Below are 24,853 nucleotides of genomic sequence, written 5' to 3' on the forward strand. Positions count from 1 at the left end.
GGGGCACCGGGGTGCGCCAACTTGAACAGTGGTTCACCTTTGCTTGATGCCGCCGCCACGAGCCGCTAATCGCGGGCACCGGACGACAGCGAGAGGCAGCGCGGCAATGAACAAGCTCTATCCCGATGCCGCGACGGCGCTCGACGGTCTGCTGCACGACGGGATAACGATCTGCGCCGGTGGGTTCGGGCTGTGCGGCATTCCCGAGCGGCTGATCGACGCGATCCAGGCATCGGGCGTCAAGGATCTGACGATCGCCAGCAACAATGCCGGGATCGACGGCGAGGGGCTCGGCAAGCTGCTGCGTACGCGCCAGGTGAAAAAGATGATCTCGAGCTACGTCGGCGAGAACAAGGAGTTCGAGCGCCAGTATCTGTCTGGCGAGCTCGAGGTGGAGTTCTGCCCGCAAGGGACGTTGGCCGAGCGTTGCCGCGCCGGCGGGGCCGGCATCCCGGGCTTCTACACCAAGACGGGCGTCGGAACGTTGGTGGCCGAGGGCAAAGAAGTGAAGAGCTTCGACGGCGAGGATTACATCCTGGAGCGCGGCATCCGCGCCGACATCAGCATCGTCAAGGGCTGGAAGGCGGACGAGAGCGGCAACCTCGTGTTCCGCAAGACCGCGCGCAACTTCAATCAGCCGATGGCGACCGCGGGGCGGATCTGCATCGCCGAGGTAGAGGAAGTGGTGCCGATCGGCAGCCTTGATCCCGATCACATTCATTTGCCCGGCATCTACGTGAAGCGGATGATCGTCGGCGCGCCGTACGACAAGAAGATCGAGTTCCGCCTGACGCGGCCGCGCCCGACGGCGGGCGAAGGGGCGGCTGCGGCAGCGTGAGGCGCGCGATCGCCGCGGTGATGCTGGCGGTGCTGCTGCCGGGCTGCGTCGCGGCAGTGATTCCTGCGGCAGCTGCGGGCGTGATCGGCAAGCGCAAGCTCGATGCGCCCAAGCAGCGCAGGGCGAAGGGGCGAGCGGCGCGTTCGGTAGCGGCGGCGGCCGCGCCGGTCGCCACGCCGCTGGCGGGGGAGCGGCTGACGCTGCTGCCGAGCGGGAGCGCGCTGCCGCCGCCCGGGCCATCGAGTACGATAGCGACCCCCGCCCCGCAGGCTGGATGGCGCGCGCTGGTGCGCCACGTCGCGACCGCAATGACGAGCGGTGCGGCGTGTGCTGACGGGACCACCGCGGTGCTGCTCGACGCCGCGGTTGCCGGTGCGCCGGCGGACGAGCGTGACGCGGCTACGGCATCGATCAACGCGCTGCGCACGATGGGCGCGCGCGTGACGTTCGTCGCGGCCGATCGCGCCGCCTCGCGCGAAGCGTTGGCGAAGGCGGGGATGGCCGAGCCGGATACCGCGATCGCCGCGCCCGCCGATGTCGTGACGATCGCGCGCAGCGGTTGCGTGGTGGCGAGCGGCGGCGGGCGGCGCGCCGATTATACCGGGCTCGCGTGGTTCGCGCTGCCCCCCGCCGTGCCGGCCGTGACGAGCAAGGCGCCGTGAGCACGCCGCGCGCGATCGACGTCGCCGGCGTGATCGGGGCGGACGACGCCTCGGTCGAGGTGGCGCGCATCTGGGTTACCGATCATGCCGGCAGCACGGTGCTGATCGACGCCGGCGTGCTCGAGGATCCGCAGGTGTTCGGCCAGCTTATGGCGGACACGATCCGCCACGCCGCCAAGGCCTATGCCGCGGCCTGGTCGATAGACGAAGGCGCGGCGCTGCAGGCGATCGTCGACGGCGTCGCGGCCGAATTGCGCGACCAGTTCCACACCATCACCCCGTTGCCCGAAGGACGTATCAACTGATGCCCGACACCGCTACCGCCGCCACCAAGGGGTGGGACCGCAACCAGATGGCGGCGCGCGCCGCGAAAGAGCTGCGCGACGGCTATTACGTCAATCTCGGCATCGGCATCCCGACGCTGGTCGCCAACAACATTCCCGAAGGGATGACGGTGACGCTGCAATCGGAGAACGGGATGCTCGGCATCGGGCCGTTCCCGTACGAGGGCGAGGAGGATGCTGACCTCATCAACGCGGGCAAGCAGACGATCAGCGAGCTGCCGCAATCGGCCTATTTCGGTAGCGAGCAGAGCTTCGCGATGATCCGCGGCGGGCACATCGATCTGACGGTGCTGGGCGCGATGGAAGTGGCCGAGAACGGCGACATCGCGAACTGGATGATCCCGGGCAAAATGATCAAGGGCATGGGCGGCGCGATGGATCTCGTCGCCGGCGTGAAAAAGATCATCGTCGTGATGGAGCATGTGTCGAAGGACGGCAGCCCGAAGTTCATCCCCGCCTGCACGCTGCCGCTGACGGGCAAGAACGTCGTCGACATGATCGTGACCGACCTTGCCGTGTTCCAGCGCGACGATCACGCGAGCCCGTTCCGGCTGGTCGAGCTGGCGCCGGGGGTGAGTGCCGACGAAGTCGCGGCGAAGACGACCGCCAGCTATCTTTCCTGACGCGCGGTTTCCGGCATCGCGACGGCGTAGAGCAGCAGGCCCGCCCCCGCGATGCCGGCGAGGACGAGAAAGGCGGGGGTGTAGCCGCCCCACACGATGATCGCACCGGCGAGCGTCGTCGACAGTGCGCCGCCGAGCCCCTGGAGCGTCGCCGCAATCCCCTGCGCGGCGTTGAACCGCCCCGTGCCGCGCATGATCGCCGCGACCACGACGGGGAATAGCGCGCCGAAAATGCCGGCGCCGATCCCGTCGAGCAGCTGGATCGTCAGCAGCCAGAACGGGGCGTCGGACAAAGTGTAGAGCACGCCGCGCGCCGCCAGCACGGCGAAGCCCGCCAGCAGGATCGGCTTATGCCCCCAGCGATCGGCGTTGCGGCCGACGACGATCGCGACCGGCACCATGACGAGCTGCGCGCCGACGATGCAGGCGGCGATCAGCGACGTCGCCTCGCCTCCGCCGACACGCTTGGCGAGCAACTGGCCGACCGAGGGCAGCATCGCCGCATTGGCGAGGTGAAAGAGAAAGGCGGTGGCGGCGAAGATCGCGAGCTTTGGCGATCCGCGTAACGTCTCCCTCATCGTCGCCGGGCGCGCGTCGGCATCGCTGTCGCAGCCACGCGCGGCAGCGTGATCGATCGCGGCGGGATCGACCCGCAGGATCGCGCCGATGCTGAGCGCCGCGAGCCCGGCCATTAGCCAGAACACGACGACCGGGCCGAACTTCCACGCGAGCAACCCGGCGAGCGCAGCCGACACGGCGTTGCCGGCGTGATTGAACGCTTCGTTCCGACCGACGCGCTTGGCAAACGCCTTGGGACCGACAATGCCGAGTGTGATCGCCGCGATGCCCGGCGCGAACACGGCGCCCGCGGCGGCGGCGAGTGACTGGCCCACCGTAACGAGCGCGAAGCCGCTGACGAACGGCAGCGACAGCGAGGCGAGCGTGACGATCAATGCGGCGGTGATGAGCAGCGCGCGCTTGGCATGAATGCGATCAACGAGGATGCCGGCGGGTGCCGTCGCGAGCAATCCGGCGATCCCCGCGATCGTCATCACCAGTCCGGCGGTCGCCTCGTTCCACCCATGGCTCGGCCCGCGCACCGCGACGAGGTAGATCGCGAGGTATGGACCCAGACCATCGCGCACGTCGGCCAGCAGGAAGTTGAGCGCGTCGAGTGGCCGCGCCCGATCCGGCGCGTGATGCGGTCGGCCGGATCGAGCGGATGCAACGTCGGCCATGCAGCAAAACCTTGAAAGGGGCCGCTGCGGAACGATCGATTGGACGAACGGGTCCGACAGCGCGGCTAGTTTTTGGCGAGGCGCAAAACGCCGCCTTCGCATGGCCGCCAATCTCGGTTAATGGGTGCGGCCATATGGCTAGCCGTCCGCTCACGCTCTACGAGAAGGTCTGGGCCGCGCACGTCGTCGAGCGCCGCGACGATGGCACGTGCCTGATCTACATCGACCGTCACCTCGTGCATGAGGTGACCAGCCCGCAGGCGTTCGAGGGGCTGCGCGCCGCCGGCCGCCGTGTCCGCCGGCCCGACCTGACGCTCGCCGTGCCGGACCACAACCTGCCGACCACCGCGCGTGTCGATGCTGCGGGGAGCGAGCTCCCGATCGCCGATCCCGACAGCGCGACCCAGCTTGCCGCATTGCGCCGCAACGTTGCCGAATTCGGCGTGCCGTATATCGACGCGCTCGCGGCGGCGCAGGGCATCGTCCACGTCGTCGGGCCCGAGCAGGGCTTCACGCTGCCCGGCACCACGGTGGTGTGCGGCGACAGCCATACGTCGGCGCACGGCGCGCTGGGCGCGCTCGCCTTCGGGATCGGCACCAGCGAAGTCGAGCACGTGCTCGCGACGCAGACGCTGCTGCTCAGCCCGTCGAAGACGATGGAAGTGCGCGTCGAGGGGAAGCTCGGCTTCGGCGTCGGGCCGAAGGACGTGATCCTCGCGATCATCGGGCGGATCGGCGCGGCGGGCGGCACGGGCTACGTTATCGAATATACCGGCAACGTCATCCGCGAGATGTCGATCGAAGGGCGGCTGACGGTCGCCAACATGTCGATCGAGGCGGGCGCGCGCGCCGGCATGATCGCGCCCGATGACACGACCTTCGCGTTCATCAAGGGCCGGCCGATGGCGCCGGAGGGCGCGGACTGGGACCGGGCGGTGGCCTGGTGGCGCAGCCTGGCAAGCGACGCAGGCGCCGTTTACGATCGGACAGTGGTGATCGATGCGAACGAGATTGCGCCGGCGCTGACCTGGGGGACGAGCCCGGAGGACGTGGTGTCGATCACCGATACGGTGCCTGCGCCCGACAGTTTCGCCGACGCATCGAAGCGCGAGGCGGCGCGCAAGTCGCTCGATTACATGGGGCTGACGCCGGGCACGCGGCTGCAGGACGTGCCCGTGCAGCACGTCTTCATCGGATCGTGCACCAACAGCCGGATCGAGGACCTGCGCGCCGCGGCCGCGGTGGCGCAGGGTCGCCGCGTGGCGGACGGCGTGCGCGCGATGGTGGTGCCCGGATCGGGCCTGGTGAAGCGGCAGGCGGAGGCCGAGGGGCTCGACCGGATCTTCACCGTCGCAGGCTTCGAGTGGCGCGAGCCGGGGTGTTCGATGTGCCTGGCGATGAACCCCGACAAGGTGCCGCCGGGCGAGCGTTGCGCCTCGACCTCCAACCGCAACTTCGTCGGGCGGCAGGGGCCGGGTGCGCGCACGCACCTGCTCTCGCCCGCGATGGCGGCGGCGGCGGCGGTGACGGGGCGGCTCGCCGACGTGCGTGAATTGATGACCGAAAACCGATAACCGCCAAATGGGGAGAGCGTGATGAAGAAGGTGCTGGTGCTGCTGATTGCCGGATCAATGCTGAGCGGCGTCGCTGCCTATGCCGCGATCGCCAAGCCGACGCTGCTGGTCAAGACGCGGCAGCGCTGATGCAGGCGGTGCGCCAGGTATCAGGCCGCGCCTATCCGTGGGGCGCGAAGAACATCGATACCGATGTCATCATCCCGGCGCACTGGCTGAAGACGATCACGCGCGCAGGCCTTGGCCGCGGCGCGTTCGAAACGGTGCGCGCGCAGCCGGGCAACGTGTTCGACGACCCCGCCTATGCCGGCAGCCCGATCCTGATTGCCGGCGACAATTTCGGCTGCGGATCGAGCCGCGAGCACGCCGCCTGGGCGCTCGGCGACTTGGGCATCCGCGCGGTGATCGCGCCGAGCTTCTCCGACATCTTTTCGGGCAATGCGTTCAAGAACGGCATCATACCCGTCGTTCTGCCGCAGGACGCGATCGACCGACTGATCGAGGTGGTGAAGGCATCGGGTGGCACCGAGGCGATCACCGTCGACCTCGAAACGATGACGGTGACCACGCCCTTCCAGGATCGCTTCGTCTTCGCGCTGGACCCGTTCCGCCGGCAATGCCTGATGGAAGGGCTGGACGAGATCGGGCTGACGCTGGCAAGGGATACCGCGATTTCGAAATTCGAGGCGATGCTGGACGAGCATCGCCCGTGGATCGCGGGAGAGACTGATGCGAGCATTGCTGTCGAGGGCGCCGGGCGGACCTGAAACGCTGGAGATCGGCGAGCTGCCCGATCCGACGCCCAAGGCGGGCGAGGTGATCGTCGCGGTGAAGGCGTGCGCGATCAATTATCCCGACGTGCTAATCATCGAGGACAAATATCAGTTCAAGCCGCCGCGGCCGTTCGCGCCGGGCGGCGAGATGTCGGGCGTGGTCGAGAGCGTCGGCGAGGGCGTGACCGCGTGGAAGCCAGGCGACCGCGTGATGGGCAACACCGGCAACGGCGCGCTCGTCGAGAAGCTCGCGGTGAAGGCCGACAACATCTACGCCATCCCCGACGAGCGATCGTTCGAGGAAGGCGCGGCGATGCTGCTGACCTATGGCACGACGATCCACGCGCTGGTCGATCGCGGCGACATCAAGGAGGGCGAGACGCTGCTGGTGCTCGGCGCGGCGGGCGGCGTCGGCCTCGCGGCGGTCGAGCTCGGCAAGGCGTTCGGCGCGCGTGTCGTCGGCGCGGTGTCGAGCGAGGAAAAGGCCCAGGCGGTGCGCGAGGCTGGCGCCGACGACGTCATCATCTACGGCCGCGCGCCCTTCTCGAAGGACGAGAGCAAGGCGCTGGCCGATACGTTCAAGGAGAAGGCGGGCAAGAACGGCTTCGACCTCGTCTATGACGCGGTGGGCGGCGATTATGCCGAGCCGGCGCTGCGATCGATGGCGTGGGAGGGTCGCTATCTGGTGATCGGTTTCCCCGCCGGCATTCCCAAGATCGCGCTCAACCTGACGCTGCTCAAGAGCTGCGACATCCGCGGCGTCTTCTGGGGCGCGCACGCGGCGCGCGAACCGGAGCACAACCGGCAGAACATCCGCCGGCTGTTCGACCTGTGGCGCGAGGGCAAGATCGCGCCGCGCGTGACCGAAGTGTTCCCGTTCGAGAAAGGCGGCGAGGCGATTGCCAAGATGGCCGGGCGCGGGGCGATCGGCAAATTGGTGGTACGCGTCGCGGACTGATGCAGGGAGTGCGGGGCGCCCGTCGTTTTGTGACACGGGCGCTTGCGGGCTGGAAGTTTGAACCGGGTAGTAGCCGGGCAGGGGCACGACGCCGTACGTGTTGCGTCGCGCCTCCTGCGGACCTATCCCCGCGCCAAACAGGAGCACGCACACCCATGACGACCTTCGACGATCGCGAACGTGCCTTCGAAGCCAAGTTCGCGCATGACGAGGAAATGGCGTTCCGCGTCGTCGCGCGGCGCAACCGACTGGTCGGCCAGTGGGCGGCGGAGCTGATGAAGCTGACGCCGGAGGAAGCCGATGCCTATGCCAAGACGGTGGTCCACGCCGATCTGGAAGAGGCGGGCGACGGCGACGTGGTGCGCAAGGTGTTCGGCGATCTGAGCGCGGCGGGGGTCGAGATTGATGAGGCGGCGGTGCAGGCGGCGCTCGACGAGCAGACGGTCGCCGCGCGCCGCCAGTTGATGGAGCTGAAGTAACATGCCGATGGCGGCGGACGAGATCGCCGCGCTGATACGCGCCGGCATTCCCGATGCCGAGGTCGAGATCACCGACCTGGCGGGCGACGGCGACCATTATGCCGCCAAGGTGACCGCCGCGTCGTTCGCGGGGATGCCGCCCGTCAGGCAGCATCAGGCGGTCTATGCCGCGCTGGGCGGGCGGATGGGCGGTGTGCTCCACGCCTTGCAGTTGACCACCGCCGTGCCGAAGTAACCGGCTGCAGCAGTTTTCCCGCGAGGACCGACCATGACCGACGACACGAACGCCCGCATCGACGCGGTGGTGAAGAACAATCCCATCGTGCTGTTCATGAAGGGTAGCCCGCTATTTCCGCAGTGCGGCTTTTCGAGCCGGGCGGTGGCGATCCTCAACCATCTCGACGCCGAGTTCGAGAGCGTCGACGTGCTGCAGGACCAGGGCATCCGCCAGGGCATCAAGGCCTATTCGGACTGGCCGACCATACCGCAGCTCTACGTCAACGGCGAGTTCGTCGGCGGATCGGACATCATGATGGAGATGTACGAGAGCGGCGAGCTCGCTGATCTCGTGAAGGGCACCGCCAAGGCCGGCTGAGCCGGGTGCGGGCGGGCGTCGCGAGATCGAAGAAGCGACACCCGCCCACTGAAGCGTAACCACGCTCGGTACCTAAGTCGTGATGCATTCGTTGTGCCAGACGACGTAAGTGGCGGAATTGCGCGGATAGATAGGTTAACGCGCGATCTGGCAGTAGCGCCGCTGTAAAACCGGCCGACAGTCCCTTTGCCCTGTCGCCGTCGAATCTGCCCGTCGCGCCTCCGCTGGTTCCATCCGCCGGGTATCTTGACTACGCTCGTAATCGAAGTAACTACAGCTGTAGTTGTGGGAGACGAGTCGTGGCCGAGCGGATCAGCGATGCCGAGCATGCGGTGATGGAGGTGCTGTGGGACGAGAGCCCGCTCACCGCGCAAGACGTCGCCGAGCGGGTCGATCCCGCGCGCGGCTGGAGCGCCAACACCGTCAAGACGCTGCTCGGCCGCCTGCTCGCCAAGAGCGCGATCAGTCACGAGGAGGACGGGCGCCGGTATCTCTACCGGCCTGCGGTCGAGCGCGGCGACTATGTCGCGGGCGAGTCGCGGCGGCTGATCGATCGGCTGTTCGGCGGCAAGCTGACTCCGCTGGTCGCTCATCTTGCGGAGCGTGACGAGCTGTCGGCGCAGGACATCGCCGAGATCGAGACCTTGCTCAAGGCGCTGAAGCAGTGAGCCGGCTGATCGGCGCCGGCGGGGTCGCCTGGCTGGTCGAGGCGATCGCGGGGAGCGCGGTGATGATCGCGATCGTCCTGCTGCTGCGCGCGCCGGTGCGCCGCGCGTTCGGCGCGCCGGTCGCCTATGCGCTATGGGCGCTGCCGCTGCTCCGTCTCCTGCTGCCGCCGCTGCCGCAGGGCCTGCGCGCGCAGGTTGCCGCGCCGCTGCCGGCGCCGCTCGCCGACGTCGGGCAGCAGGTGACGGTGTTCATCGTTCCCGCCGCGGTCGACGGCCCCGCCGCCCCGGCGCTGACGCCTGGTCTTATGATCGCGCTGGCCTGGGGCGTGGGGGCGGCGGCGTTCATCGGCTGGCATGTCCTGTCCTACGCGCGGTTCCGCCAGCGGCTGCTGCGGCAGGCGACGACGATCGACCGGGTGGACGGCATCACGATCGTCGAGAGCGCCGCGGCGGCGGGGCCGCTCGCCTTCGGTGTCGCGCACCGTTTCGTCGCCTTCCCGCGCGACTTCGCGGCGCGCTACGACGCCGACGAGCGCAGGCTCGCGCTGGCGCACGAACTCGGCCACCATCAGCGGGGCGACCTGGTCGCGAACTGGTTCGCGCTGGCGATGCTGGCGCTGCACTGGTTCAATCCGCTCGCCTGGTACGCGTTTCGCGCCTTCCGCGCCGACCAGGAGATGGCCAACGACGCGCGCGTGCTGGCACGGCTCGGGCAGGGTGCGCGCCATGCCTATGCCTGCGCGATCGTCAAGGCGGCGCACGGCGGCGCGATCGCGGCGGCCTGCCACCTCCATACCGTCGACGACCTGAAGGGGCGGCTGCGGATGCTGGGGATGGGCGGTGTGTCTCGCGCGCGTGCCTGGTCGGGCCTCGCCGGCGTCGCGGCGACGGGCGCAGCGGCGCTGGCGCTGACCGCGTCGGGAACACAGGCGGCCGAGCGGATGCGCGCGAGCGTCGCCAAGGCCGCCGATGCGACGCTGCCCGAGGTGTTGCCGCGCGTTTTGCCACAGATCGTGCAGCCGCACGCCACTGAAGCAAAATCGGTCCGCGTCGTCGTCGAGCAGGATGGGCGGCGGATGGTGTACAAGGGTAAGGCGGCCGAGGCGTGGATCGCGGCCAATCCGGTGCCGGCGCCGCCAGTGCCGCCAATACCCCCGTCGGTGACGGCGCCGGCGGCTCCGCCCGCCCCTGATGCGCCGGGTGGTGTCACCGGCGTGCCGGTGCCGCCGACGCCGCCCGTGCCGCCCACCCCGCGCGTGACGCTGCACGGCGGTGCGATGACGGTGAACGTGCCAGAGGTGCGCTCGGGACGTTGCGGCGGCATCGTTGAGCAGCCCGTCGTCGAGCGTCGCGTCGAAAACGGGCGTGAGCAAATCACGATCTGCAACGATCGCATCGCCCGCACCGCCGCGCGCGCGCAGGCCGCATCCGTGCAGGCGGCGCACGCGCGTGGCCGCGCGATGGCGAGTGCCGAGCGATCGATGCACGCGGCGCGCGCTGCTATCCTCGCCAATTCGCATCTGTCGGCCGACCAGCGCGACGCCGCGCTCGACGGGCTGGAGGTCGAGATCGACCGGATGGAGGACGATCACGACCGCTGGTAGGAGGCCGCGTCGCTTCACCCCGGCGGGGCGCGGCGGGCGCGATCGTCCTTGTCTTCCCCGGCGTTAACGGCCATCTGCCGCCCATGGACGCGCCGCCCACCGGTATACCGATCCAGCTCGAACCGCTGGTCACCCGCGTGCTGGCGCCCAATGCGTCGCCTTATACCTACACCGGCACGCAGACACATATCGTCGGCACCCGCGACCTCGCGATCATCGATCCAGGTCCGGCGGACGATGCGCATCACGCCGCAATGCTCGCGGTGGTGGGGGGGCGGCCGGTGCGCGCGATCGTTATCACGCACCATCATCGCGATCACAGCCCCGGCGCGCCCCGGCTCAAGGCGGAGCTCGGCGCGCCGATCGTCGGCGCCGCGCCGTTCGCGCTGGAGGACGACGGGCCGAGGTCCGACGCGTCGTTCGATCACGATTACGCGCCCGATCGCGTGGTGGCCGAAGGCGAGACGATCGCGGGCGACGGCTGGACGCTGGAGGCGATCGCGACGCCGGGTCACACGTCGAACCACCTTGCCTTCGCACTGCGGGAAAGCAAGGCGCTGTTCCCCGGCGACCACGTGATGGGCTGGGCGACGAGCGTCGTCTCGCCACCCGACGGCGACATGACCGCCTATATGGCGAGCCTCGAGAAGCTGATCGATCGCGACGACCGGATCTATTATCCCGGCCACGGCGAGGCGATCGAGAAGCCACAGCGGCTAGTGCGCGGCCTCCTTGGCCACCGCAAGCAGCGCGAGGGGCAGATCCTGCGCCTGCTGCGGGGCGGTACGCAAGCGATCCCAGCGATGGTCGAGAAGATGTACGTCGGCGTCGACAGGCGGCTGTATCCCGCCGCCGAGCGATCGGTGCTGGCGCATCTCATCGATCTGGAGCGGCGCGGACTGGTGCACGCGCGCGGCGATGCGTGGGATGTCGCGGGCGCCGCGTGACGGGGCGGGAGCCCGGTAGCACCGGCGCGCGCGAGCGCGGGCTGATCGACGGGCGCGGGCTGGCGCTTGCCGCGATCGGGCTCGCGGTCGCCTTTGCGATCGTCGTCGGCACGCTCGCCGCCTATCGCTGGTGGAGCGATCGCCACGTCGTGGCGACCGACGACGGCGGGCTCGCGGTGGCGCAGGTTGTCGCTGCGACGCTCCACACCAGCGCCGAGCTGCGCGTCAGCCGCCTGTCGGGCACGGTGCAGGCGACCGGCGCCACGAGCCGCTTGTGGGGCTGGCTGGCGTCGTCGCGCGTCGTCAAGGCGCCGTTCGACGTCGACTATTTCGTCGAGGTGCGCGACCTCGACGCCGGCGATTTCCGCTATGATCCAGCGGCGCGCGTGCTTGTGGTGGAGGTACCCGACGTCGTCGTCGGCGCGCCCAACATCGATGAGGCGCGGATCACGCTCGACCAGACCTCGGGCGTCTACGTCTCGCGCGATGCGATGGCCGAATTGCAGCGCAAGGTGTCGGCCACGGCGCGCGGCGTCGTCGAACGGCGCGCCCGCGATCCGCAGAACATCGCCAAGGCGCGCGAGAACGGCCGCGTCGCACTCGCCCGCCTGTTCGGCGGCGCGCTGGGCGCAGCGGGGCTGCCGGTGCGGGTCGAGGTGCGCTACGCCGGGGAAGCCGGGCCGCGCGACGGCGAGCGGTGGGACGTCAGCCGCAGCCTGGAGGACGTGTTGGGCAACGCCCGCTGAGCACGGAGCGCTGACTGGCGTCGGTACTCGCCGTGCGAATCGTTGGTAGCGGGTTCATCGCCTCGGTGACGCGTCAACAGGACACGGGTACACGGCCACCATTTCCACACGGCCGTACGGCCTTGGGGCGCAATAGGCGAGGGTAAAGCAATGTGATATGATCCTTGCTCATCGGGGGGATTACCGATGGCAACGATAGCAACAGCACAAGTAACCGCCGGCGACGATCGGCGCTTCTTCTTCGTCTTTTCGGCGGCGATGGCCGTCACCAACGTCGTCGGCTTCGGTACGCAGTTCGCGCTTGGGCGATCGAGCTTCTCCGCGCCGCCGCTGGTCCATCTTCATGCGCTGGTCTTCTCTGGCTGGGTCGGGTTCTTCGTCCTTCAGGCCTGGCTCGTCGCCGATGGGCGGGTCGGGCGGCATCGCCGGCTCGGCTGGCTGGGGGCGGGATGGGCGGCGCTGATGGTGATCGTCGGCATCACCGCGACGGTAATGATGGTGCGCGCAGGCCATGCGCCGTTCTTCTTTGTGCCCGGCTATTTCCTCGTCATGAACGCGCTCGGCGTGATGACCTTCGCCGGCCTGCTGTGGTGGGCGATCGCGCTGCGGCGGCGGACGCAATGGCATCGCCGGTTGGTGATGTGCGCGATGACCGCGATCATGGGGCCGGCATTCGGGCGGATCTTCCCCGCACCGCTGGTAATTCCGTGGGCGTCATGGTGCATCTTCGCCTGCATGATGCTGTTCCCGATCATCGGCATGATCCACGACCGCCGCCGTCATCACCGTGTGCATCCGGCCTGGTGGTCCGGCGTCACGATGCTGATCGGCATGCAGGTGACGATGGACGTCGTCGCGGTGACGCCGCTGGGGGCGGCGCTCTACGCCGCGGCAACGCGCGGATCGCCCGGCGCGGCGGTTCCGCCGTTCGCTTATCCCCCATTTCCCGGACCGGCTACGCCGGCGACTTGATCGCGGGGCCGCCGCGGGCCATCTGCGTCCCCATGGACCAGCCGCAGAACCTGAGGGGCGTCGATATCCGCGCCGAGATCGATCGCCTCCGCAAGGAGCGCAACGCGGTGATCTTGGCGCATTACTATCAGAAGCCCGAGATCCAGGACATTGCGGACTTCGTCGGCGACAGCCTCGACTTGAGCCGCAAGGCGCAGGCGACCGATGCCGACGTCATCGCCTTCTGCGGCGTGCGCTTCATGGCCGAGACGGCGAAGATCCTCAGCCCACAGAAGACGGTGATTTTGCCCGACATGGATGCCGGCTGCAGCCTGGAGGACAGCTGCCCGCCCGAGCAGTTCGCGGCGTTCCGCCAGCAGCACCCCGACGCGATCGCGCTGACCTACATTAACTGCTCCGCGGCGGTGAAGGCGCTGTCCGACGTCATCGTCACCTCGTCCTCCGCCGAGAAGATCCTGTCTCAGATCCCCAAGGATCAGCCGATCATCTTCGGGCCGGACCGCAACCTTGGCGGGTATCTGGCACGCAAGACCGGGCGTGAGCTCATCCTGTGGCCGGGCGTGTGCATCGTCCACGAGGCGTTCAGCGAGACCGAGCTGCTGAAGCTCAAGGCGCAGCATCCCGGCGCGCCCGTCGCCGCGCATCCCGAATGCCCGGCGGTGATCCTCGATCATGCCGATTATGTCGGGTCGACCAGCGGCATCCTTGCCTATGCCAAAGATTTTGCCGGCGACACGCTGATCGTCGCGACCGAGCCGCACATCATCCACCAGATGGAAAAGGCGCTGCCGAACAAGACCTTCATCGGTGCGCCCGGGGCGGACGGCAACTGCAACTGCAATATCTGCCCCTACATGGCGCTCAACACGATGGAGAAGCTGTACGTCGCGCTGCGCGATCTCCAGCCCCGGATCGAGATGGACGAGGATTTGCGCGTCAGGGCGAAGAAGAGCCTCGACGCGATGCTGGCGATGGCGAGCGGCACGGTGGGCCTTGGCGATCTCGGCCCGGCCAAGGTGACGGGGGACTGATCGACCGGAAGCGCTTCCCGGACGGGAGCGCTTCCGGCGCCGCTCAGGCGGCGGCGCGTACCGCGTCGCAGATACGATCCACCACCGCCTCGACCTGCGCCGCGTCGTCGCCTTCGGCCATGACGCGGATCACCGGCTCGGTGCCCGACGGGCGGATGACGAGGCGGCCGTTGCCCGACAGCTCGGCCTCCGCCGCGGCGATCGTATCGCGCACTTGCGGCGCGTCGAGCGGCTTGCCGCCGCGGGCGTATTTCACGTTCTTGAGCAATTGCGGCAACGGCTCGAAGCGGTGAAGCACCTCGCTCGCCGGCGCGCCGGCACGCTGCACCTCGGCGAGGATCTGGAGTGCCGCGACGAGCCCGTCGCCGGTGGTCCCGTGATCCGACAGGATGATGTGCCCCGACTGCTCGCCGCCGACATTGTAGCCGCGCGTGCGCATCGCCTCGAGCACGTGGCGGTCGCCGACCGCGGTGCGTACGAGGCCGAGCCCCTGCGCCCCCAGATGCCGCTCGAGCCCGAGGTTCGACATCACCGTTGCGACCAGTCCGCCGCCGACCAAAGCGCCGCGCCGCGCATAGCCGGTGGCGATCGTCGCCATCAGTTGGTCGCCGTCGATCACGCGTCCCTGCTCGTCGACGACGATCAGGCGATCGGCATCGCCGTCGAGCGCGATGCCGAGCGCGGCGCCGCTCGCCACCACCGTTTCGGACAGCACCTGCGGCGCGGTCGATCCAACGCGGTCGTTGATGTTCTTGCCGTTGGGCTCGACGCCGACCGCAACGACCTCCGCGCCCAATTCCCACAAGGCCATCGGCGCGACCTGATAGGCGGCCCCGTTGGCGCAATCGACCACCACCTTCAGTCCGTCGAGCCGCGCGTCGGCGGGAAAGGTGGATTTGGCGAAGTGGATGTAGCGCCCGCGGGCATCCTCGACACGGCGCGCGCGGCCGATGTCGGCGGCGGCGGCGAGCGGCACGTCGCCGTCGATCAGCGCCTCGATCGCCATCTCCGCCTCATCCGACAGCTTGTAGCCGTCCGGGCCGAACAGCTTCAGTCCGTTGTCGGCATAAGGATTGTGGCTGGCGGAGATCATCACGCCGATATCGGCGCGCATCGACTGCGTCAGCATCGCCACCGCCGGCGTCGGCAGCGGGCCGAGCAGCACCACGTCCATGCCCACCGCCGTGAACCCGGCGACCAGCGCATTCTCGAGCATATAGCCCGACAGGCGCGTGTCCTTGCCGATCACCACGCGATGACGATGATCGCCGCGGACGAAATAGGCGCCCGCCGCCATCCCGACCTTCATCGCCATTTCCGCCGTCATCGGCGAGATGTTGGTGAGACCCCGGATCCCGTCGGTGCCGAAATATTTGCGTGCCACTCGAATCTCCACGTCTTGCCGCGAAGGGCGCCGGCGATAGTTCGGCGCATCCCCCTTGCCGCGGCCTCGACCCTGCCGCACAACCTTTGGCGATAAGCTCTTGCCGAACGGTGGACGCCGGAACAAGCCCGCCACCACGCCACGATCGAAAGCCGTCATGTCGCAATCCACCCGTATTCTCTTTGCGCTGGTCGCGGGCCTCGTCGCCGGCGTGATGCTGGGCGGGTTTGCCCCGACGGCGATCGACCCCGTCACCGGCGTCGCACAGCCGATCGGCCAGGCGTGGCTCAACGCCTTGCAGATGACGATCGTGCCGCTCGTCTTCTCGCTGCTGGTGACGGGGGTCGCTGCGACCGCCGAGGCGGCGCAGGCGGGGCGGCTCGCGGGGCGCTCGGTCGGGCTCTACCTCGTCGTCATGGCCTCGTCCGCGGCACTCGCCGCGCTGCTAACGCCGCTGTTCCTCCAGCTCGCGCCGCTGCCCGGCGTGTCCGCCGCGGCGCTGCGCAACGCGCTGACCGGTGTCGGCCCCAATCCGGCGATTCCACCGCTGGGCGAGTTCCTGGCCGCGATCGTGCCGAGCAACATCGTCAAGGCGACCGCGGAGAGTGCCTTCCTGTCGATGATCATCTTCGCGCTGATCTTCGCTTTCGCGCTTATGCGGATCGAGGCCGAGCTTCGCGATCTCTTGATCCGCTTCTTCACTGCGGTGCGTGACACGATGCTGGTGGTGATCGGCTGGGTGCTGTGGGTTGGGCCGGTCGGTGTCTTCGCGCTGGCGCTGGTGGTCGGCGCGCGCGCAGGTGGTGGGGCATTCCACGCGCTGGTCCATTATATCCTGACGGTCGCGGCCGTCGGCGTGGTGGTGACGCTGCTCGCGTATCCGATGGCGATGCTCGGCGGGCGCGTCTCGCTCGCCGCCTTCTCCCGTGCGGTGCTACCGAGCCAGGCGGTCGCGGTGTCGACGCAATCATCGCTCGCCTCGCTACCGGCGATGCTGGCGGGCGCGCGGACGCTGGGCGCGCCGGTGGCGACCGCCGGCGTGACGCTGCCGCTCGCGGTGGCACTGCTGCGCGCGACGGGACCGGCGATGAACTTCGCGGTGGCGATCTACGTCGCGCACTGGTTCGGCGTGCCGCTGTCGCCCGGCACGCTCGCCGTCGGCACGGTGGTGGCGATGCTGACGTCGCTCGGTGCGGTGAGCCTGCCGGGCACGGTGAGCTACGTCAGCTCGATCGCGCCGGTGTGTGCGGCGATCGGCGCACCGGCCGCGCCGCTCGGGCTGCTGGTGGCGGTGGAAACATTGCCCGATATCGTGCGTACGCTGGGCAACGTGATGTGGGACCTCGCCACCACCATGACGCTGGCACGCGGCGAGACTGGCCGGCGTGACGAGGCCGACGCGATGCTGGAGGACATGGCATGAAATACCGCGAACTGGGCGACGGGCTGGTAGTGTCGGCGATCGGCATCGGCTGCATGCCGATGGCGAGCAAGGAGGGCGGCCGGATCAACTACGGCACCGCCGATGACGCCGAGAGTATCGCGACGATCCACCGTGCAATCGATCTGGGCGTCACTTTTTTCGATACCGCCGAGATCTATGGCCCGCTGTTCAACGAGGAGCTTCTTGGCCGCGCGATCAAGGACAAGCGCGACGGGCTGGTGATCGCCACCAAGTTCGGCTTCATCGGACCCGACGGCAGCTTCGGGGTCAATTCGCAGCCGGCGAACATCCGCCGCGCGTGCGAGGGATCGCTGCAGCGGCTGGGGATCGACGCGATCGATCTCTACTATCAGCACCGCGTCGACCCCGACGTACCGATCGAGGACGTCGTCGGCACGCTCGCCGAGCTGAAAGCCGAAGGGAAGATCAAGCATATCGGCCTGTCCGAGGCGGGGGCGGGGACGATCCGCCGCGCCGCCGCGGTGGCGCCGATCGCGGCGCTGCAGAGCGAATATTCGCTGTGGGAGCGCGACGTGGAGGAGGAGATCCTGCCCGTGTGCCGCGAACTCGGTATCGGTTTCGTCCCCTACAGTCCACTCGGCCGCGGCTTCCTGACCGGGTCGATCACGTCGCGCGACCAGCTGGCGGAGGGCGACTATCGCCTCAACGACCCGCGCTACGCCGACGGGAATTTCGAAGCCAACATGGCGGCGGTCGAGGTGGTGAAGGAGATCGCCGACGCGCACGGCGTCAGCGCGGCGCAGATCGCGCTTGCCTGGCTGCTCGCGCAGGACGCGCATGTCGTGCCGATCCCGGGATCGAAGCGCCGCGCGACGACCGAGGATTCGGCCAAGGCGCCCGAGGTAACGCTGACCGACGCCGATCTCAAAGCGCTCGACCAGGCGGCGCCGCGCGACGGCACCGCCGGGCCGCGCTATCAAGGCGCGATGATGAAGATGGTCCGCCTCTGACGCATCAGGCGCGTTTCAGCGCCCAGCGCAGGACGTTGCTCATGCCGCGCGCGCCGAGCCGGATCGCCGGCCGGCCGAACGCCGAGGGCGTGCGTCGGTGGAGCGCTGCGGCCCACGACGGGAGCAGGTCGATCCCCGCCGGCGCGACGAGCGACAGCGCCGCGTTCGTCACCGCGTCGGGTCCGGGCGCGAGCAGCGCGGTCGCAACGTCTCGCGTGCGATCGTCGAAGCGCAATTGCGGCCGGACGGCGCGATAATAAGCATCGACGTCGCGCCGCGTTTCGGGGACGTCTATCGCGCCTAGGCGCCGTGCGATCGTCGCGACCTCGCGAAGATAGCGGTCCTGCATCGCGGCGGGGAAGCCGGGATCGCGATAGCGGACATAGGCGCGCAGGAAGCTGTCGACCTCGGCGACGTGGACCCATGTGAGCAGGGCGGGATCGTTCGCGTCGTACGGGGTGCCGTCGGGCAACGTACCCGAGACGTAATCGTGGATCGCGCGAACCTTGCCGATCAGGCGTTCGGCGGCGGCGGTGCTGCCGAACGTGGTGACACTGATGAATTGCGCGGTACGGCGCAGCCGGCCGAGCCGATCACGCCGGAAATCGCTATGGTCCCAAACGCCCGCAAGCGCGCGGGGATGCAGCATCTGGAGCAGCAGCGCGGAGACGCCGCCGATCATCATCGCGCTGAAATCGGCGTGGACGCGCCACGCCGCCGATGCCGGTCCGAACAGCCCGTCGTCGCCGGGCGGGCGGGCAAGGTCGATCTCACCCGAACCGACGAGCGCACGGATGCGCCCGCCGAGCTCTGCGCGAAGATCGGGCAGCACGATCGCCACCCGCTACGCGCTTATTCCTCCTCGGCCGCCGCCGGTGCTGTGGCGGGTGCCGGCTTGCGGCCGCGCTTGGTGCCGGTCGTCTCCACTACGGCGTCCGCGCCCTTGCGCGACATGCCGGGCTTGCGGCCCAGACCGATCTTCTTCGCCATTGCACGGCGCGCTTCCGAATAGGTTTCGGCGACCATCGGATAATCCGCCTTCAAACCGTAGCGCTGGCGATAATCAGCGGGACTCAGCCCGTGCCCGGCAAGGTGACGGCGCAACGTCTTGTAAGGCTTGCCGTCGATCATCGAAATGATGTGATCTTTTGACGCAAGTGACTTACGCACCGAAACTGCCGGCGCGTAATCTCCCACCGGCTCCTCGGTGCTCGCCGGTTCGCCGCCGCTTGCCAGCTGCGTTACGGCTTCATGCATCTTCTGCAGGAAACCCGGCACGTCGTCACCCGAAGCACGCGTATTGGGATTTGACAGCCAAGCGATGGTAAGTTCGGTGGCGAGTTCGACGGCGTTAGTGTCCATTGTGTCCTCAGTCATGCGACGATCCTTTTTTATTTTATTATTTCTTTATCAGGACCGGTATTTCCGTCAACCTTATGACTTGATTAATACCAGTTAAGATTGCGAAAAATTGGCCGTTCTGGCCACGACATCAACAAAGTCGTTGAAATTGCGCATTAACGCGACGTGCCCCGCGTCCGGTTCACTTGGGCGCCATTGGCGCGCTCCGGCTGGCGCAAACTCGCCTATTGCGCAGTGCCGGGCTAGGGCGCGGCAATGAAGCAAGCCGATCCATCGTTTCGCATGCCGGCCGGTCGCGCCTTTATCGTCGCGGCGGCCGGCATCGGATTGTTCTCCATCATGGATGCGGTGATGAAGGGGCTGGTGCTCGCGATCGGCGTGTACAACGCGATGTTGTGGCGATCGATCGCCAACGTCGCGCTGGGCGGTGTCGCATGGGGGATCGTCGGCTATCGGTGGCCGTCGCGTCGCGCGTTGCTGCTGCACGTCAGCCGCGGGCTCGTCACTTGCGCGATGGCACTGTTGTTCTTCTGGGGGCTGGCGCGCGTGCCGATGGCGCAGGCGATCGCGCTGTCGTACATCGCACCGATCCTCGCACTGCTGCTCGGCGCCTGGTGGCTGAAGGAACGGATCACGCCGCGCGCGATCCTAGCGACCGGGGTGGCCTGCGCGGGGATCGCGACGATCTTCTTCGGTCAGTCGCGCGCCGAGCACGGCCCCGACGCGCTTGCCGGCGCGCTGGCGGTGCTGGCGTCGGCGATCCTCTACGCCGGCAATCTGATCCTGACGCGGCTGCAATCGCTGGCAGCGCGGCCGGCGGAGACGGCGTGCGTCCAGTCGATCGTCATCCTGATCCTGCTGGGCTGCGCCGCGCCGTGGCTGGCAGTGATCCCGCCAGTCGAGGCGCTGCCCGCGCTGCTGCTGGCGGCGTGTCTCGCGTTCGCCTCGATGATGATGCTGTCCTGGGCCTATGCGCACGGCGAGGCGGGCTATCTGGCGATGACCGAGTACACGTCGTTCATCTATGCTGCGGTGCTCGGTTATCTGGTGTTCGGCGAGCGCGTCGCGCCCTATACGCTGGCCGGCGCGGCGCTGATCGTGGCGGCCTGTGTCTATGCGGCGCGGCGTCGTGATATCGCGGCGCAGACGCTGGAGCCCGTTGCATGAGCCTGTCGATCCGATCCGCCGCCGCCGACGATGTGGCAACGATCCTGCGCTTCATCCGCGAGCTTGCCGCTTATGAACGCGAACCCGACGCGGTCGAGACGACCGAGCCGATGCTGCACGCCGCGCTGTTCGGCGCGACGCCGGCGGCGGAGGCGATCGTCGCCGAGCGGGACGGCGCGCCGATCGGCTTCGCGCTGTTCTTCCACACCTATTCGACCTGGACCGGGCGGCGTGGGCTGTGGCTGGAGGATCTGTACGTGACGCCAGAGGCGCGGGGATCGGGCGCGGGCGGCAAGCTGCTTTCGGCGCTCGCGGCGCTTGCGCTCGATCGCGACTGTGCACGCCTCGAATGGTCGGTGCTCGACTGGAACACGCCGGCGATCGATTTCTATCGCGCGAAGGGCGCACTGCCGCAGGACGAGTGGACGACGCAGCGGGTCACCGGCGCGGCGCTGCGCGCGCTGCCGGAGCGAGGCTGAAATGGCGACGATGCGCTCGGTGACATCGGCGATCGGCGCCAAGGCGGCTCCGATGCGGCACGATGAACGCCGGTTCGCATTCGGCGGGCTAGCGCGCTGATGGCGTGGGCGTGGCTGATCGTGGGCGGACTGTTCGAGGTGGGGTTCACCACCTGCCTGCGGCACGTCGACGGCTTTCGTCACCTCGGCTGGACCGCGGGATTCCTCGCGTCGGTGACGCTGTCGATGGGGCTGCTCGAATATGCCTCGCGCTCGATCGCGATGGGCACCGCCTATGCCGTGTGGGGCGGGATCGGCGCACTCGGCACGGTGCTGGTCGGGATCGCCTTCTACGGCGAGCCGGCGACGCCGGTGCGGATCGCGCTGATCCTGGGTGTGGTGCTGTGCATCGCGGGGCTGAAGCTGACCGCGCACTGACGACGGTCGATACCGGGGTGACCGATCGCACGCCGAGGCGTCGATCGGCACTGCAGTACAGCGCCCAAGCACCAGCCTTGCGATGGCCGACGGGGCGCGCTGCTCAAGGTCAACGTCGCTCCATCAACGGCCTTCGAAACGTGTAGCCGCGGGCGGCATGGCGACGATGAACGTCCGCCGCGTGGCTATGCGATCATGACGATTTCGCAGCGGTACTTGCCGCGCCGGGCGTGATGAGATCACCGCGCGCCGTCGCCCGATCACAGGCGGACGGCGCGCAGCACTTGGTGTGGCTCAGCCGCGGCCGGGCACGTCGTGATCGTGCGGCTCTTCGCCCTGCTTCTTGGCTTCGTTGTAGCGCTCGATCGCCTCCAGCGTGATCTGCCGCGCCTCTTCGGCGCCGCCCCACTTGCCGATGCGCACCCACTTCTTCTTCTCGAGATCCTTATAGTGGGTGAAGAAATGCTCGATCTGCTCGAACACGATCTCGGGCATGTCCTCCTTCTCGCCGACCTTCGAATAATAGGGGAAGGTCTGGTCGACCGGCACGCAGACGAGCTTCTCGTCGCCGCCGGCCTCGTCCTCCAGGTTGAGCACCGCGATCGGACGCGCACGCACGACGCAGCCCGGGATGAACGGCGAGCGTGCGACGACCAGCGCGTCGAGCGGATCGCCGTCGGGCGACAGCGTGTGCGGTACGAAGCCGTAGTTCGCCGGATAGCGCATCGGCGTGTGCAGGATGCGATCGACGAACAGCGCGCCCGACGCCTTGTCGAATTCATACTTCACCGGCTCGCCGCCCGTCGGCACTTCGATGATCACATTCAGGCTGTGCGGCGGGTTGTCACCCGTCGGTATCATGTCGATCCGCATGATGGTCCTTTATCCCCGTTTGATAAGTTGCATCGCGCCGCAGGTCAGCGCGGCGCAAGCAATCGGTCGAGACCGGCCTCTCCCGTGCCGATCTTCTCGAGCCGCGGGTAGCGCAGGCCACCGTGCCAGTCGAGCGCAACTTGCCGGTAACGCTCGCCGTTCTTGACCCACATCTGCACCGGTGCCTTGCCGTCCTTTGCCGCGGTGATCGCACCTTTCAGTCGATCGTCGGAATAGGCCATGCCGTCGACCGAGACGATCGTCGTGCCGACCGTCAGCCCCGCGTCATAGGCGGGCGACCCCCAGGTGACCGACGTCACCTCGTTGCCCGAACCGACGACGAACCCGCCCGAATAGGTGAGATCGGCGACCTTGCGCGTCTTTTCACCATGCCGGAACGACGGTGGCGCATCGGCAGTGTAGATCAGGCGATAGCCGTTGCGTTCCAGCCCCGACAGCGGCGCGCCTTTGGCGTTCTCGGTCAAGCGCTGCGTCAGCAGCGTGCGCCAGTCATATGGCTGGATCGCGTTGAGCGTCGTGACGAGATCGTCGAACGTGTAGGTGAGATCGCCCCAGTCGCCGTCACGCACGCCGAAGAAGGCCTTTGCGAAATCGTCGATCGACTTGCGCCCGCTTGACAGCGCGCGCAGCTGCGAATCGACCTCGAGCCAGACGAGCATGCCCTCGCTGTAATAATCCTCGCTGCGCTGCCAGCTCGACCAGCCCTTGGGCCGGCGCGCCGAGATGATCGGATCGTTGGTCGTATCGAGGAGGTCGCGCCACTGCCGCGCGGGCTGACTGTTGTAGAGCGCCGCGGTGGCGGCGAGTTGGTCGAGCGTATCGGCCTTCGACACCATCCCCGAACGCGCCTGGAGGACATAGCCCCAGAATTGCGTTTGCCCTTCGTACACCCACAGCAGCGAGTTGCGCATCGGCGTGCGGAAATCGGGCGTCCAAGAATCGGCGCCGCGGCGGAACTTTCCGTTCCAGCTGTGCGAATATTCGTGCGGCAGCAGATTGCGGCGGCCGGGGCCGTCGTCCCACTTGGTGAAATAACCCGGCGTAACGCCGTTCTCGCTCGAGCGGTGATGTTCGAGCCCGATGCCGCCGAGATTGTCACTGATCGACAGGAGGAAGGTGTAGTTGTCGTAATGCTGGCTGCCGAACGCCTTCACCGCCTGATCGACGAGACGCTTGTGCGCATCGATCTGCGCCGGAGTGGCGGCGAGCTCGGCGGGCGTCTCGGCAAAGACGGCGAGCGAGACGCGCTGGGTTAGCGGCCACGTCCTGGCGTAGCGTCCGGCGACGATCGGCGAATCGACTAGCGTTTCGTAATTCACACGATCGTAGCTGTAGGTGCTGCCCGCGACCTTGGCGGGGATTGCGCCCGCCGCGGTCCAGCCGGCGGGATATTTCACCGTCATGCTGACCGGGATCTGCCGCGTGAACCAGCCGGCGGGATAGAGGCTGAGCGAGTTGGGCTGGAGGCTGAGCAGTTCGGGCGTCATCGTGATGCGGCCCTGATCGCCCTTGGTCGCCGACAGGAACTGGAAGCTCGCCTCGATCTCGCGCGTGCCGGCGGGCACGTCGAGGTGGAAGGCGTAGACGTCGACCGGATCGCGCGTCCACGCGATCCGCCGCCCACCGGCGGTGACGACGAGGCCAGCGAGCTTCTCGATCTGGCCGCGCGGGCCATGGTTGCCGGGCAGCCATTCGGGGAACAGCAACACCATCGGGCCGGGCTTTGCCACGGGGATTGTCTCGGTCACGCGGAAGATGCCGCGCGTCACGTCGGTCGCGTCGATCGCGAGGCGGATCGTGCCGGGATAGGGCTGATCGACGGGATCCGGGATCGTGGCGGCGAAGGGTAGCGGCTGGGGCGCCGAATTGCCACTGGGCACCTGGGCCGAAAGCGCGGCGGCGGAGGCGAGCAGCAGGCCCGCGATGAGGGGACGATACATCGTCGATGCGCTAGCGTGCCGGGCGGCGAAGCTCAATCGCCGGCCGTCAATTGCCCAGGACGTTGATCGTGAAGGCAAGCACGCCGAGGTTGAAGACGAAGGCGGCAAGGCAGTGGCCGATGACAACGCGGCGCATCGTGCGTGAGACGATCGCGACATCCGACGTCTGGAACGTCATGCCGAGCGTGAAGGCGAAATAGGTGAAGTCCCAGTAATTGGGCTCGTCGGCCTTCTCGCCGGGAAAGTCGAGCCCGCCCGCATCACCTGCATCACCGGGCGAGTAATAGAGGTGGGCATAGTGCAGCGCGTAGGCGGAGTTCGAGAATAGCCAGGCGAGCGCGAGCGTGCCGATGACGAGCGCGGTGCCGAGCGGCGAGCCGCGTTGCGCGACCTCGTTGGCGACCGCGACGAGAATCACGAGCGTCACCAGCACCGTCAGCGCGAGCAAGCCGGTGCGATTGGCATCGTTGCGCGCGGCGCGGCGGCGCATCGCGGCGCTGCGATCGTCGAGTAGCGGCGCGAGCGAGGCGAGGAAGCCGAGGCTGGCGACGTCGAAGCCGATCATCAGCGCGCGGCCCCTGGGCAGCCCCGCAGCGGCGGCGACCGCGGCGCCGAGGATTACGCCAAGCGCGAAGAGGATGAAGCGCGGCGGCGCGATCCGGTTGCCGAGGCGGAAGTGGCCGCGCGCGTTCGTCATCGGCAGGTGCTAGCGCGCGGCGCGGGGCGCGACTAGATGCGGCCGC

The 24,853-nt window shown here is 68.2% G+C and carries 28 protein-coding genes; 21 read left to right on the forward strand and 7 right to left on the reverse strand.

Annotated elements, in window-relative coordinates; translation table 11 throughout:
* The first annotated feature begins 106 nt into the window (after positions 1-106).
* The 4 genes from F1C10_RS13920 to F1C10_RS13935 are packed head-to-tail and all read left to right on the forward strand — an operon-like array spanning position 107 to position 2,467.
* The gene (locus F1C10_RS13920; RefSeq protein WP_185207056.1) at positions 107-838 is read left to right on the forward strand and encodes a CoA transferase subunit A; all 732 of its coding nucleotides are present in this window, start codon (positions 107-109) and stop codon (positions 836-838) included.
* Positions 835-1,500, forward strand: coding sequence for a hypothetical protein (locus F1C10_RS13925; protein WP_185207058.1), 666 nt, complete (start codon positions 835-837; stop codon positions 1,498-1,500). Before F1C10_RS13920 ends, F1C10_RS13925 begins: the two co-directional genes overlap by 4 nt.
* Positions 1,497-1,805 carry a DUF5076 domain-containing protein gene (locus F1C10_RS13930; RefSeq protein WP_185207060.1) on the forward strand — a complete coding sequence of 103 codons (309 nt, stop codon included), beginning with the start codon at positions 1,497-1,499 and terminating at the stop codon, positions 1,803-1,805. Before F1C10_RS13925 ends, F1C10_RS13930 begins: the two co-directional genes overlap by 4 nt.
* On the forward strand, positions 1,805-2,467 hold the full coding sequence (locus tag F1C10_RS13935) for a CoA transferase subunit B (RefSeq protein WP_185207062.1): 663 nt from the start codon (positions 1,805-1,807) through the stop codon (positions 2,465-2,467). The genes F1C10_RS13930 and F1C10_RS13935 overlap by 1 nt, the downstream gene beginning before the upstream one ends.
* Here F1C10_RS13935 and F1C10_RS13940 read toward each other — a convergent pair.
* Positions 2,455-3,705, reverse strand: coding sequence for an MFS transporter (locus F1C10_RS13940; protein WP_185207064.1), 1,251 nt, complete (start codon positions 3,703-3,705; stop codon positions 2,455-2,457). The two genes, F1C10_RS13935 and F1C10_RS13940, sit on opposite strands and share 13 nt — an antisense overlap.
* 134 nt (positions 3,706-3,839) lie before the next feature.
* Between F1C10_RS13940 and leuC the strand changes: the two genes are divergently transcribed.
* From leuC to nadA, 12 genes are all read left to right on the forward strand, one after another.
* On the forward strand, positions 3,840-5,279 hold the full coding sequence (gene leuC / locus F1C10_RS13945; RefSeq protein ID WP_185207065.1) for a 3-isopropylmalate dehydratase large subunit: 1,440 nt from the start codon (positions 3,840-3,842) through the stop codon (positions 5,277-5,279).
* A 128-nt stretch (positions 5,280-5,407) separates the two neighbouring features.
* Complete coding sequence (leuD, locus tag F1C10_RS13950; protein ID WP_085808373.1) at positions 5,408-6,046, forward strand: 3-isopropylmalate dehydratase small subunit; 639 nt, start codon at positions 5,408-5,410, stop codon at positions 6,044-6,046.
* Complete coding sequence (locus F1C10_RS13955; RefSeq protein ID WP_185207066.1) at positions 6,009-7,010, forward strand: NADPH:quinone oxidoreductase family protein; 1,002 nt, start codon at positions 6,009-6,011, stop codon at positions 7,008-7,010. Before leuD ends, F1C10_RS13955 begins: the two co-directional genes overlap by 38 nt.
* Before the next feature lie 155 nt (positions 7,011-7,165).
* Positions 7,166-7,489, forward strand: coding sequence for a DUF1476 domain-containing protein (locus F1C10_RS13960; protein ID WP_185207067.1), 324 nt, complete (start codon positions 7,166-7,168; stop codon positions 7,487-7,489).
* Position 7,490: 1 nt separating this feature from the next.
* Positions 7,491-7,724, forward strand: coding sequence for a BolA/IbaG family iron-sulfur metabolism protein (locus F1C10_RS13965; RefSeq protein ID WP_185207069.1), 234 nt, complete (start codon positions 7,491-7,493; stop codon positions 7,722-7,724).
* A gap of 33 nt (positions 7,725-7,757) precedes the next feature.
* Entirely contained in the window at positions 7,758-8,084 is a 327-nt protein-coding gene (grxD, locus tag F1C10_RS13970; protein WP_185207071.1) for a Grx4 family monothiol glutaredoxin, read from the forward strand.
* Between the two features lie 299 nt (positions 8,085-8,383).
* Positions 8,384-8,752: a BlaI/MecI/CopY family transcriptional regulator gene (locus F1C10_RS13975; protein ID WP_085808378.1), complete on the forward strand. Its 369-nt coding sequence runs from the start codon at positions 8,384-8,386 to the stop codon at positions 8,750-8,752.
* On the forward strand, positions 8,749-10,356 hold the full coding sequence (locus F1C10_RS13980) for a M56 family metallopeptidase (protein WP_185207073.1): 1,608 nt from the start codon (positions 8,749-8,751) through the stop codon (positions 10,354-10,356). Before F1C10_RS13975 ends, F1C10_RS13980 begins: the two co-directional genes overlap by 4 nt.
* Before the next feature lie 83 nt (positions 10,357-10,439).
* The gene (locus F1C10_RS13985; RefSeq protein WP_185207075.1) at positions 10,440-11,303 is read left to right on the forward strand and encodes an MBL fold metallo-hydrolase; all 864 of its coding nucleotides are present in this window, start codon (positions 10,440-10,442) and stop codon (positions 11,301-11,303) included.
* Entirely contained in the window at positions 11,300-12,049 is a 750-nt protein-coding gene (locus F1C10_RS13990; RefSeq protein WP_185207077.1) for a hypothetical protein, read from the forward strand. The genes F1C10_RS13985 and F1C10_RS13990 overlap by 4 nt, the downstream gene beginning before the upstream one ends.
* A gap of 186 nt (positions 12,050-12,235) precedes the next feature.
* On the forward strand, positions 12,236-13,021 hold the full coding sequence (locus tag F1C10_RS13995; protein ID WP_258042936.1) for a hypothetical protein: 786 nt from the start codon (positions 12,236-12,238) through the stop codon (positions 13,019-13,021).
* Between the two features lie 32 nt (positions 13,022-13,053).
* Positions 13,054-14,052 (forward strand): quinolinate synthase NadA, encoded by a 999-nt coding sequence (gene nadA / locus F1C10_RS14000; protein ID WP_185207079.1) that lies wholly within the window; start codon positions 13,054-13,056, stop codon positions 14,050-14,052.
* 43 nt (positions 14,053-14,095) lie between these two features.
* Here the strand turns inward: nadA and glmM are convergent, their stop codons facing one another.
* Positions 14,096-15,436 carry a phosphoglucosamine mutase gene (gene glmM / locus F1C10_RS14005; RefSeq protein WP_185207081.1) on the reverse strand — a complete coding sequence of 447 codons (1,341 nt, stop codon included), beginning with the start codon at positions 15,434-15,436 and terminating at the stop codon, positions 14,096-14,098.
* 157 nt (positions 15,437-15,593) lie between these two features.
* Between glmM and F1C10_RS14010 the strand changes: the two genes are divergently transcribed.
* Both F1C10_RS14010 and F1C10_RS14015 read left to right on the forward strand, forming a co-directional pair.
* On the forward strand, positions 15,594-16,859 hold the full coding sequence (locus F1C10_RS14010; RefSeq protein ID WP_185207083.1) for a dicarboxylate/amino acid:cation symporter: 1,266 nt from the start codon (positions 15,594-15,596) through the stop codon (positions 16,857-16,859).
* Positions 16,856-17,851: an aldo/keto reductase gene (locus tag F1C10_RS14015; RefSeq protein ID WP_185207085.1), complete on the forward strand. Its 996-nt coding sequence runs from the start codon at positions 16,856-16,858 to the stop codon at positions 17,849-17,851. The genes F1C10_RS14010 and F1C10_RS14015 overlap by 4 nt, the downstream gene beginning before the upstream one ends.
* A gap of 4 nt (positions 17,852-17,855) precedes the next feature.
* Here F1C10_RS14015 and F1C10_RS14020 read toward each other — a convergent pair whose 3' ends face one another.
* Both F1C10_RS14020 and F1C10_RS14025 read right to left on the reverse strand, forming a co-directional pair.
* Complete coding sequence (locus tag F1C10_RS14020) at positions 17,856-18,692, reverse strand: oxygenase MpaB family protein (protein WP_258042937.1); 837 nt, start codon at positions 18,690-18,692, stop codon at positions 17,856-17,858.
* Positions 18,693-18,703: 11 nt separating this feature from the next.
* Positions 18,704-19,228 carry a MucR family transcriptional regulator gene (locus F1C10_RS14025; RefSeq protein WP_185207087.1) on the reverse strand — a complete coding sequence of 175 codons (525 nt, stop codon included), beginning with the start codon at positions 19,226-19,228 and terminating at the stop codon, positions 18,704-18,706.
* Positions 19,229-19,468: 240 nt separating this feature from the next.
* On the opposite strand from F1C10_RS14025, the gene F1C10_RS14030 reads away from it, so the two are divergent.
* From F1C10_RS14030 to F1C10_RS14040, 3 genes are all read left to right on the forward strand, one after another.
* The gene (locus F1C10_RS14030; RefSeq protein ID WP_258042938.1) at positions 19,469-20,380 is read left to right on the forward strand and encodes a DMT family transporter; all 912 of its coding nucleotides are present in this window, start codon (positions 19,469-19,471) and stop codon (positions 20,378-20,380) included.
* Entirely contained in the window at positions 20,377-20,859 is a 483-nt protein-coding gene (locus F1C10_RS14035) for a GNAT family N-acetyltransferase (RefSeq protein ID WP_185207089.1), read from the forward strand. The genes F1C10_RS14030 and F1C10_RS14035 overlap by 4 nt, the downstream gene beginning before the upstream one ends.
* Positions 20,860-20,958: 99 nt before the next feature.
* Positions 20,959-21,276, forward strand: coding sequence for a multidrug efflux SMR transporter (locus tag F1C10_RS14040; protein WP_185207091.1), 318 nt, complete (start codon positions 20,959-20,961; stop codon positions 21,274-21,276).
* A 294-nt stretch (positions 21,277-21,570) separates the two neighbouring features.
* Here the strand turns inward: F1C10_RS14040 and ppa are convergent, their stop codons facing one another.
* The 3 genes from ppa to F1C10_RS14055 are packed head-to-tail and all read right to left on the reverse strand — an operon-like array spanning position 21,571 to position 24,807.
* A complete protein-coding gene (gene ppa / locus F1C10_RS14045) occupies positions 21,571-22,149 on the reverse strand; it encodes an inorganic diphosphatase (RefSeq protein ID WP_185207093.1) in 579 nt (192 codons plus the stop codon).
* Between the two features lie 44 nt (positions 22,150-22,193).
* Positions 22,194-24,110, reverse strand: coding sequence for a M61 family metallopeptidase (locus F1C10_RS14050; RefSeq protein WP_185207095.1), 1,917 nt, complete (start codon positions 24,108-24,110; stop codon positions 22,194-22,196).
* Positions 24,111-24,156: 46 nt separating this feature from the next.
* Entirely contained in the window at positions 24,157-24,807 is a 651-nt protein-coding gene (locus F1C10_RS14055; RefSeq protein WP_185207097.1) for a DUF1345 domain-containing protein, read from the reverse strand.
* Positions 24,808-24,853: the final 46 nt, after the last annotated feature.

The organism is Sphingomonas sp. NBWT7 (genome assembly GCF_014217605.1).
Classification (GTDB): domain Bacteria; phylum Pseudomonadota; class Alphaproteobacteria; order Sphingomonadales; family Sphingomonadaceae; genus Sphingomonas.

Bases quoted from the DNA above. Each gene is read 5' to 3' on its own strand.
- grxD (WP_185207071.1), top strand. From the start codon at position 7,758: ATGACCGACGACACGAACGCCCGCATCGACGCGGTGGTGAAGAACAAT.
- F1C10_RS14015 (WP_185207085.1), top strand. From the start codon at position 16,856: ATGAAATACCGCGAACTGGGCGACGGGCTGGTAGTGTCGGCGATCGGC.
- F1C10_RS13935 (WP_185207062.1), top strand. From the start codon at position 1,805: ATGCCCGACACCGCTACCGCCGCCACCAAGGGGTGGGACCGCAACCAG.
- F1C10_RS14030 (WP_258042938.1), top strand. From the start codon at position 19,469: ATGAAGCAAGCCGATCCATCGTTTCGCATGCCGGCCGGTCGCGCCTTT.
- F1C10_RS14035 (WP_185207089.1), top strand. From the start codon at position 20,377: ATGAGCCTGTCGATCCGATCCGCCGCCGCCGACGATGTGGCAACGATC.
- F1C10_RS13955 (WP_185207066.1), top strand. From the start codon at position 6,009: ATGCGAGCATTGCTGTCGAGGGCGCCGGGCGGACCTGAAACGCTGGAG.
- F1C10_RS13965 (WP_185207069.1), top strand. From the start codon at position 7,491: ATGCCGATGGCGGCGGACGAGATCGCCGCGCTGATACGCGCCGGCATT.
- leuC (WP_185207065.1), top strand. From the start codon at position 3,840: ATGGCTAGCCGTCCGCTCACGCTCTACGAGAAGGTCTGGGCCGCGCAC.
- nadA (WP_185207079.1), top strand. From the start codon at position 13,054: ATGGACCAGCCGCAGAACCTGAGGGGCGTCGATATCCGCGCCGAGATC.
- F1C10_RS13960 (WP_185207067.1), top strand. From the start codon at position 7,166: ATGACGACCTTCGACGATCGCGAACGTGCCTTCGAAGCCAAGTTCGCG.
- leuD (WP_085808373.1), top strand. From the start codon at position 5,408: ATGCAGGCGGTGCGCCAGGTATCAGGCCGCGCCTATCCGTGGGGCGCG.
- F1C10_RS13920 (WP_185207056.1), top strand. From the start codon at position 107: ATGAACAAGCTCTATCCCGATGCCGCGACGGCGCTCGACGGTCTGCTG.
- F1C10_RS14050 (WP_185207095.1), bottom strand. From the start codon at position 24,110: ATGTATCGTCCCCTCATCGCGGGCCTGCTGCTCGCCTCCGCCGCCGCG.
- F1C10_RS13995 (WP_258042936.1), top strand. From the start codon at position 12,236: ATGGCAACGATAGCAACAGCACAAGTAACCGCCGGCGACGATCGGCGC.
- F1C10_RS14055 (WP_185207097.1), bottom strand. From the start codon at position 24,807: ATGACGAACGCGCGCGGCCACTTCCGCCTCGGCAACCGGATCGCGCCG.
- F1C10_RS13985 (WP_185207075.1), top strand. From the start codon at position 10,440: ATGGACGCGCCGCCCACCGGTATACCGATCCAGCTCGAACCGCTGGTC.
- F1C10_RS14040 (WP_185207091.1), top strand. From the start codon at position 20,959: ATGGCGTGGGCGTGGCTGATCGTGGGCGGACTGTTCGAGGTGGGGTTC.
- F1C10_RS14025 (WP_185207087.1), bottom strand. From the start codon at position 19,228: ATGACTGAGGACACAATGGACACTAACGCCGTCGAACTCGCCACCGAA.
- ppa (WP_185207093.1), bottom strand. From the start codon at position 22,149: ATGCGGATCGACATGATACCGACGGGTGACAACCCGCCGCACAGCCTG.
- F1C10_RS13940 (WP_185207064.1), bottom strand. From the start codon at position 3,705: ATGGCCGACGTTGCATCCGCTCGATCCGGCCGACCGCATCACGCGCCG.
- F1C10_RS14010 (WP_185207083.1), top strand. From the start codon at position 15,594: ATGTCGCAATCCACCCGTATTCTCTTTGCGCTGGTCGCGGGCCTCGTC.